Source organism: Bacteroidota bacterium, from assembly GCA_030706565.1.
Taxonomy (GTDB): Bacteria; Bacteroidota; Bacteroidia; order Bacteroidales; family JAUZOH01; genus JAUZOH01.
Genome location: JAUZOH010000168.1, coordinates 1 through 8034, shown reverse-complemented (window position 1 = coordinate 8034; position 8034 = coordinate 1). Strand labels below are relative to the sequence as shown.

The 8034-nt window shown below is 40.5% G+C and carries 6 protein-coding genes; all 6 read left to right on the top strand.

The features are described from left to right. Positions 1 to 3064: phosphoribosylformylglycinamidine synthase (gene purL, locus Q8907_09715; protein ID MDP4274542.1), on the top strand; the 3064-nt coding region annotated here is incomplete at its 5' end. Positions 3065 to 3214: 150 nt separating this feature from the next. Further along, positions 3215 to 3994 (top strand): FKBP-type peptidyl-prolyl cis-trans isomerase, encoded by a 780-nt coding sequence (locus Q8907_09710; GenBank protein MDP4274541.1) that lies wholly within the window; start codon positions 3215 to 3217, stop codon positions 3992 to 3994. 37 nt (positions 3995 to 4031) lie between these two features. Beyond that, positions 4032 to 4742 (top strand): FKBP-type peptidyl-prolyl cis-trans isomerase, encoded by a 711-nt coding sequence (locus Q8907_09705; GenBank protein MDP4274540.1) that lies wholly within the window; start codon positions 4032 to 4034, stop codon positions 4740 to 4742. 95 nt (positions 4743 to 4837) lie between these two features. Further along, positions 4838 to 5209, top strand: a complete 372-nt coding sequence (locus Q8907_09700) for a DUF3127 domain-containing protein (protein ID MDP4274539.1) — start codon at positions 4838 to 4840, stop codon at positions 5207 to 5209. 124 nt (positions 5210 to 5333) lie between these two features. After that, positions 5334 to 6974 (top strand): AMP-binding protein, encoded by a 1641-nt coding sequence (locus Q8907_09695; protein ID MDP4274538.1) that lies wholly within the window; start codon positions 5334 to 5336, stop codon positions 6972 to 6974. Positions 6975 to 7039: 65 nt separating this feature from the next. Beyond that, positions 7040 to 8034, top strand: a 995-nt coding sequence (locus Q8907_09690; GenBank protein ID MDP4274537.1) for a DHH family phosphoesterase, incomplete at its 3' end; no start/stop codon positions are given.

Sequence of the window (8034 nt, the reverse complement as noted above, 5' to 3'; positions counted from 1 at the left end):
GGGGCCTGTAATCGAACAGTTTTCACCCGAGACACAGGACAAACCTGATGAATTTGTTGTAAAAGATATTGAATCGGTTATTTCACTTAAAGCCGAAACACATAATTTCCCAACTACCGTTGAGCCATTCAACGGGGCTGCAACCGGTACGGGTGGTGAAATCCGCGACCGTATTGCCGGCGGAAAAGCTGCTTTCCCGATTGCCGGTACTGCTGTTTACATGACTTCCTATCCTCGGCCTGAAGGAAATGTCCGTGACTGGGAAAAGGACAATGAACCCAGGCCATGGCTTTACCAGACTCCTGAACAAATCCTGATTAAAGCCTCTAACGGGGCAAGCGATTTCGGTAATAAATTCGGACAGCCTGTAATTTGCGGCAGTTTACTCACGTTTGAATATTTCAGCAAGGATAAAAAATATGCCTTCGATAAGGTTGTGATGCAGGCCGGTGGTATTGGATTTGCCAAGAAAATTGACAGCGAAAAGGCCAAGCCTTCTACAGGTGATAAGGTGGTTTTGCTTGGGGGCGATAATTACAGGATTGGAATGGGGGGTGGTGCTGTTTCTTCCGTTGCAACCGGTGAATATAAAAATTCCATAGAGTTAAATGCCGTGCAGCGTTCGAATCCTGAAATGCAGAAAAGGGTTTACAATGCTATCCGTGCTTTGGGCGAAGCTGATGTTAATCCAATTGTTACTGTTCACGACCATGGGGCAGGAGGTCACCTGAATTGCCTCTCGGAACTGGTTGAAGAAACCGGAGGCGAAATTTATCTGGATAAACTTCCTATTGGCGATCCTACTTTGTCGGCCAGGGAAATTATAGGCAATGAATCGCAGGAGCGTATGGGCCTCATTTTGAAAGATAAAGATACAGAACTGCTTAAAAATATTGCCGAAAGGGAGCGCTCCCCGTTTTATGTCGTCGGTAAAACTACGGGAGACAAACAGTTTACCTTTGTTGACCAGAAAACAGGGCTCAAGCCGCTTGACCTGAAGCTGGAAGACATGATCGGCAATCCGCCCAAGACCATCATGGTTGACCATACGGTTAGCCCTGTTTTGGACGAATTGAAATATGATGTTTCCCGTCTCGCCCAGTATCTTGAGGATGTCCTTCAACTTGAGTCTGTTGCCTGCAAAGATTGGCTGACCAACAAAGTTGACCGTTCGGTCACCGGTAAGATTGCCAAACAGCAATGTTGCGGTGAAGTTCAGCTTCCCTTAAACGATGTGGGTGTCGTATCGCTTGATTATAAGAATCATTACGGAATAGCAACTTCGTTGGGCCATGCTCCTGCCTGTGGATTGATTGACCCTAAAGCCGGTTCGGTTCTCTCCATTGCCGAAGCCCTGACCAATATTGTTTGGGCACCTTTGACCGATGGCCTGAAAGGTGTATCCTTAAGTGCCAACTGGATGTGGCCATGTAAGAATGAGGGCGAAGATGCCCGCTTATACCAGGCTGTTCAGGCTGCAAGTGATTTCGCAATTTCTCTGGGCATCAACATCCCTACCGGTAAGGATTCCCTTTCCATGACCCAGAAGTACAAAGACGATGAGGTGGTTTTTGCTCCGGGAACAGTGATTATTTCTGCTGCTGCCCAGGTTAATGATATCCGTAAAATTGTGGAGCCGGTTTTAGTTTCCGGTCCTGACACAAGGTTGATTTATATAGATTTTTCAAATTCCCCGCTTAGTTTGGGCGGCAGTGCTTTCGCCCAGGTTCTTAATCAGTTGGGTAATTCAACTCCCCAGGTTAAAGATGCTTCCTGTTTTTCCAAAGCATTTCAGGTTATTCAACAACTGATTGCTGATGGGAAGATACTTGCAGGCCATGATATTTCTGCAGGCGGTTTAATTACTGCTTTATTGGAAATGAATTTTGCCAACACCAAAGGCGGACTTGAGGTTCAATTGGATGGCTGGAACGATCAGGAGGATATCGTTAAATTGTTGTTTAGCGAAAATCCTGGCGTCTTGATCCAGGTGAAAGAAACTGACTATGTTTCCGGTGTACTTAAAAATAATGGCTTATCTTTCTTTGTGATGGGTAAACCTTCAACCAATCGTTCACTTTCCATTAGCCGCGGGGCTGATCAATATGAGTTTGATATAGATCTTTTGCGTGATAAATGGTTTAAGACTTCTTACCTGCTCGAACGTAAGCAAAGCGGTGAAAAGCAGGCCTTAGCCCGTTTTGAAAATTACAAGAAACAGGATCTTCGTTTTAAATTTAAAGACGGTTTCACGGGAACCTTTAAGCAATTTGGTATCCTTCCTGACCGCAGGGAAAAGACAGGCATTAAAGCCGCCATAATCCGTGAAAAGGGAGTAAATGGAGACAGGGAAATGGCTTATTCAATGTACCTGGCTGGTTTTGATGTTAAGGATGTTCACATGACTGACCTGATTTCGGGAAGGGAAACGCTTGAAGACGTCAATTTCATCGTGTTTGTCGGAGGTTTCTCTAATTCCGATGTTTTGGGCTCTGCTAAGGGTTGGGCCGGGGCTTTCCTGTACAACGAAAAAGCAAAACAGGCACTGGATAATTTCTATAAACGTGATGATACTTTAAGTCTTGGAGTTTGCAACGGCTGCCAACTGATGATTGAATTGGGGCTGATCACTCCTGACCACGACCAAAAGCCTCGTATGCTTCGCAATGAATCACATAAATTTGAATCCGAATTTATCAATGTCGATATCCCTGATACTAATTCGGTTTTACTTCAATCGCTGAAAGGTTCAAGGCTGGGCATCTGGGTTGCCCATGGAGAAGGTAAATTCAGTTTGCCTTATGCAGAAGATAAATACCATATCGCCTTGAAATATTCGTACGATGCTTATCCCGGAAATCCCAACGGTTCGGATTACAGTGTTGCCGGTATATGTTCGGCTGATGGCCGTCATCTGGCCATGATGCCTCATCTGGAGCGGTCGGTTTATCCCTGGCAATGGGCACACTATCCTTCCGAAAGAAAAGATGACCAGATGGCTCCCTGGATAGAAGCCTTCGTCAATGCTGTTCATTGGGTAGAAAAGAAAATCAAAAAAGATTAAAAAAATTGAAGATTGAAATATTTAATATATCTTCGTACTTTTATCAATCATTTGGAAGATATAAGTTGTTGATTTAAAGTTTAATTAAAAGACTGATGGGCAATATTATTCTGTTGAGGAATAACCTGTCTTAAAAATTATTTAAAATCTATGAAAATTTTAAAATTATTTGCGCTCTTTTTATTGGCAATCATGTTGTCGTCTGTTACTTATGGACAAAAGAAGGAGAAAGGAAAGAAGGGGAAAGAAAAAAAACTTGAACTGAAAACCGAAACAGATTCAGTAAGCTATTGCTTAGGTGTGACTTTAGGTAAGGGGTTAAAAGACGAGGCCAAAATGGCTCAGTTTAATTCAGCCATCTTCTCTAAAGCTGTAGATCAGATTTTTGAGGGAGATTCAACTGCTTTTACTCCTCAGCAGGCCTCTCAGGTTATTCAGGCCTATTTTATGAAACTCCAGAATGCACGGAATGAGAAAAATCTTAAAGATGGAAAAGCTTTTCTCGAACAAAATAAAACTAAAGAGGGAGTCGTTACTTTACCTAGTGGATTGCAATATCAGATCCTGAAAGCCGGCAATGGCCCTAAACCTCAAAAAACTGATACAGTAAGAGTTGATTATAAAGGTACTCTGACTGATGGAAGGGTTTTTGACAGTTCCATTGACAGGGGACAACCTATTGAATTTCCCTGCGACCGGGTGATACCGGGTTGGACAGAAGCTCTTCAGCTTATGCCTGTAGGTTCAAAATGGAAGCTTTTCGTACCTACCGAATTGGCTTATGGGGAAAACGTACAACCGGGTAGTATTATTGAACCCAATATGGTGCTGGTTTTTGAAGTGGAATTATTGGGTATTGTTCATCACAACCAGAAAGCAGCTGATGATTCTACCAAGGTAAACGAATCTAATACTGAAACTAACAAGTAATTTGTATCCATAACCGAAAATTAAAAATTGTTGTATAATGAAGAATTTAAATAAAATTGTAGTACTTGGACTTGCTTGCATGATTGCATTGGGTTCCTGTAATAAGAACAAACCTGTAAAAGTGAAACTGGGCAGTGATATCGATTCTGTCAGTTATTGCTTGGGACTTTCAATTGGAAAAAGTTTAAGGGACGGTGCCAAACTTGAAAAGATTAATACAAAGTTAATGGCTAAAGCTATTGAACAGGTTTTTGATAAAGACTCTGTTCCTTTCAATGATATGAAAATAAATGAAGTCATCCAGGTTTATATGATGAAGCAACATCAGAAAGTCAGTGGCCAGAATATGAAAATCGGACAGGATTTCCTGAGTAAGAACAAAACAAAATCCGGTGTGATCAGTTTGCCAAGCGGATTGCAGTATAAGGTAATTACCGACGGTAATGGTCCTGTTCCTAAAGCTACAGATATGGTTGCTGTTCATTATAAAGGAATGTCTATTAATGGCAAGATTTTTGACAAACAGGAAGGCAAAGATTCTGCAAAATTTGTTGTGAATCAGGTTATCCCTGCATGGACAGAGATTTTACAGAAAATGAAAGTGGGTTCTAAATGGACAATTTACGTTCCTGCTAATTTGGCTTATGGTGAAAGAGGTGCAGGTAATGTTATTGAACCCAATGAAACCTTGATTTTTGACATCGAATTACTTAAGATTCTTCCTGCTCCTAAAGCTGTTAAGAAGTAATTTTAGATAATATTTTATTTTACAAGCACGTTTTTTAACGTGCTTGTTTTGTATAATTTTGAACCATGATATTAAACAAATAAATATTGGGCATTATGAGTTACGAAATTGTCGGGAAATTAATTGAAAAAGAAAAAACGATTCAGATCAGTGAGAAATTTCGCAAAAGGGAATTTGTTATTGAAAAATCTGAGAATAATAATGGGATGGTTTTTACCGATTCCATCAAATTTCAATTGACTCAAGACAGATGCAGTCTGATTGATCCTGTTGCTATAAATGATGAAATAAAAGTGACTTTTAACATAAGGGGAAACCGGTGGGAAAAAAACGGTAAAATCAGTTATTTTAACAATCTGGATGCATGGAAAATTGAAAAAATGGAAAAGGAACAAACTCCTCCTGAAATGCCAGATTTTTCTTCTGAGGAAATACCTCCGGAGTTGGAGGACGACTTGCCATTTTAAATTTATGCATTTTAACTTTATAAATTTACATTATTGAAAAATTTTTATTTTCTTTGAATTTTTGTCATTTGAAATTTAAAAATGATAAAATTCATATTATTTGAAATAAAAATGTAAAAAAGAAATGATGGAGAAATCATATAGTCATGGTGTTAGTCAAATTCCTCTTAAGGGTGAAACTATTGGGGAAAATTTAAGGGGAATTGTTGAAAGGTTTGGTGAACATGACGCATTGATTGTAAAACATCAGAATTACAGGGCTACCTATAATGAATTTTGGGTTCAGGTTGGAGAAGTGGCTAAAGCCTTGATTGCAGCTGGAATTCAAAAAGGCGACCGGGTAGGAATATGGTCGTCCAATCGCTTTGAATGGGTTCTTATTCAGTTTGGCACTGCCAGAATTGGCGCCATCATGGTTAACATAAATCCTGCTTACAAAGTGACCGGTTTGCGTTATGCCGTTAATCAGTCTGAAATCAGTTTACTGATTGCCGCTAATCATTTCCGTAAAACCAATAATCTTGAAATACTGGCACAATTAGGAACGGATTGTAAATTTCCCCAACATACCCTGATCCTTGAAGAGGAGTGGCAGAATTTTATTGAGGCAGGCAAGAAAATCAGCGATGAAGAACTGGATAGTATTGAAAGCGAACTGCAGTTTGACGATCCGGTTAATATTCAATATACTTCCGGTACTACCGGTTATCCTAAGGGAGCTACGCTGACCCACCACAATGTCCTGAATAATGGATTTTTTATTGGGGAACATCAATATTTTACCGAAAATGACAGGGTTTGTATCCCTGTGCCCTTTTATCACTGTTTTGGAATGGTGCTGGGGAATATGGCCTGCGTTACTCATGGCTCCTGTATGGTGATCCCTGATGAAGCCTTTGACCCTGACAAGGTAATGCGCACGGTTCAGGAAGAAAAATGTACCGCACTTTATGGGGTTCCAACCATGTTTATTGCGGAACTGGAACATCCTAATTTCAATAATTATGATTTTTCTTCTCTGCGAACCGGCATTATGTCCGGATCTCCCTGTCCTGCTGAAATTATGCGTCAGGTTATGTCGAAGATGAATATGACCGAAATTACCATTCCTTACGGAATGACCGAAACATCGCCTGTTTCCACCATGAGCTGGGCTCATGATGATTTTGATGTGAAAGTAAATACGGTAGGAAGTGTCATGCCTCACGTAGAAATTAAAATTGTAGACCCTGAAACCAATAAGATTGTTCCCAGAGGTCAGCAGGGGGAGCTTTGCACCAGGGGATATTCTGTCATGAGGGGATATTGGAATAACGACGAGGAAACTAGCAGGGTCATTGATAAGGCAAGATGGATGCATACCGGTGACTTGGCCGTTATGACTGTTGAAGGGAATGTTAAAATTGTCGGAAGGAGTAAAGATGTTATTATTCGAGGTGGTGAAAATATCTCTCCCCGGGAAATTGAAGAATATATCATCGGCCATGAAAATATCATAGATGTTCAGGTTATTGGCGTTCCCAGCGTAAAATACGGAGAGGAAGTGATGGCCTGGGTGAAGGTAAAGGAAGGGGTAACCCTTACTGCTGAGGAATTGACTGCCTATTGTAAAGGCCAGATTGCTACTTATAAAATCCCCAAATATTGGAAGTTCGTTGATTCCTTCCCCATGACTGTAACCGGGAAAATCAGAAAAGGAGAGATGCGCGAAATTTCTTCCAGGGAATTGGGCCTTGAAAATATCAACCAATTTCAAAAGGCTTAAAAATATTTTCTCTATTTTCTAAATTTGCTATTAAAGGTCAACCTTTCTTAGTAACTTTGTTCATTATGGAGAAATGGTGGAAAATTAAAGATAGCGGTGATCCTGGTGAAATTAAACATTTATCAGAAGTACTGAATATAGATAAAGTTCTCTCTGGATTATTGGTCAGTAGAGGAATAAACTCTTTCGAAAAGGCGAAATTATTCTTCCGTCCCCAATTGAGCGATTTATATGATCCATTCCTGATGAAGGATATGGACAAGGCGGTTGAACGTATCCAAAGAGCCATCTCCAACAAGGAGAAGATCCTCGTTTATGGCGATTATGATGTGGATGGAACTACTTCTGTCGCTTTGGTTTATTCCTTTTTCTCCGAATTTTACTCTAATCTTGATTATTATATCCCTCACCGTTACTCCGAAGGCTATGGTATTTCCTATAAAGGAATTGATTCGGCTATTGAGAACGGCCAGACTTTAGTTATTGCCCTGGATTGTGGGATAAAAGCTGTGGAAAAAATCAAATACGCCAATCAAAATAAGATTGATTTTATTATTTGCGATCATCATTATCCCGGGGATACCATTCCGGAGGCTTATGCTGTGCTCGATCCCAAAAGAAATGATTGCACTTATCCTTTTAAGAACCTTTCCGGTTGTGGTGTCGGCTTTAAACTGATACAGGCTTTTGCACAAAACAATCATATTGCTTTTGAGCGGGTTGTCCCCTATCTTGACCTGGTTGCCGTAAGTATTGCCTCGGATATTGTACAGCTCACTGATGAAAACAGAATTCTTGCCTATTATGGTTTGCAGCAACTCAATGTCTCTCCGCGTACCGGTCTGAAAGCGATCATAAAAATTGCCGGTATGGAAGGCTGTAGCCTTACCATAGATGATGTGGTTTTTAAAATTGGCCCAAGAATTAATGCAGCCGGCAGGATTGAATCTGGTAAAAAGGCTGTGGAACTTCTTGTGGCTGATGATGATAAAAATGCCTTTGAGTTGGGAACCAGGATTAATTCCTATAATCAGCGGCGTAAAAATATTGACAATTCAAT

What these genes read in the sequence shown, in the direction of transcription:
- Q8907_09700 (MDP4274539.1), top strand. Translation starts at nt 4,838, where the DNA reads ATGAGTTACGAAATTGTCGGGAAATTAATTGAAAAAGAAAAAACGATT.
- Q8907_09705 (MDP4274540.1), top strand. Translation starts at nt 4,032, where the DNA reads ATGAAGAATTTAAATAAAATTGTAGTACTTGGACTTGCTTGCATGATT.
- Q8907_09710 (MDP4274541.1), top strand. Translation starts at nt 3,215, where the DNA reads ATGAAAATTTTAAAATTATTTGCGCTCTTTTTATTGGCAATCATGTTG.
- Q8907_09695 (MDP4274538.1), top strand. Translation starts at nt 5,334, where the DNA reads ATGATGGAGAAATCATATAGTCATGGTGTTAGTCAAATTCCTCTTAAG.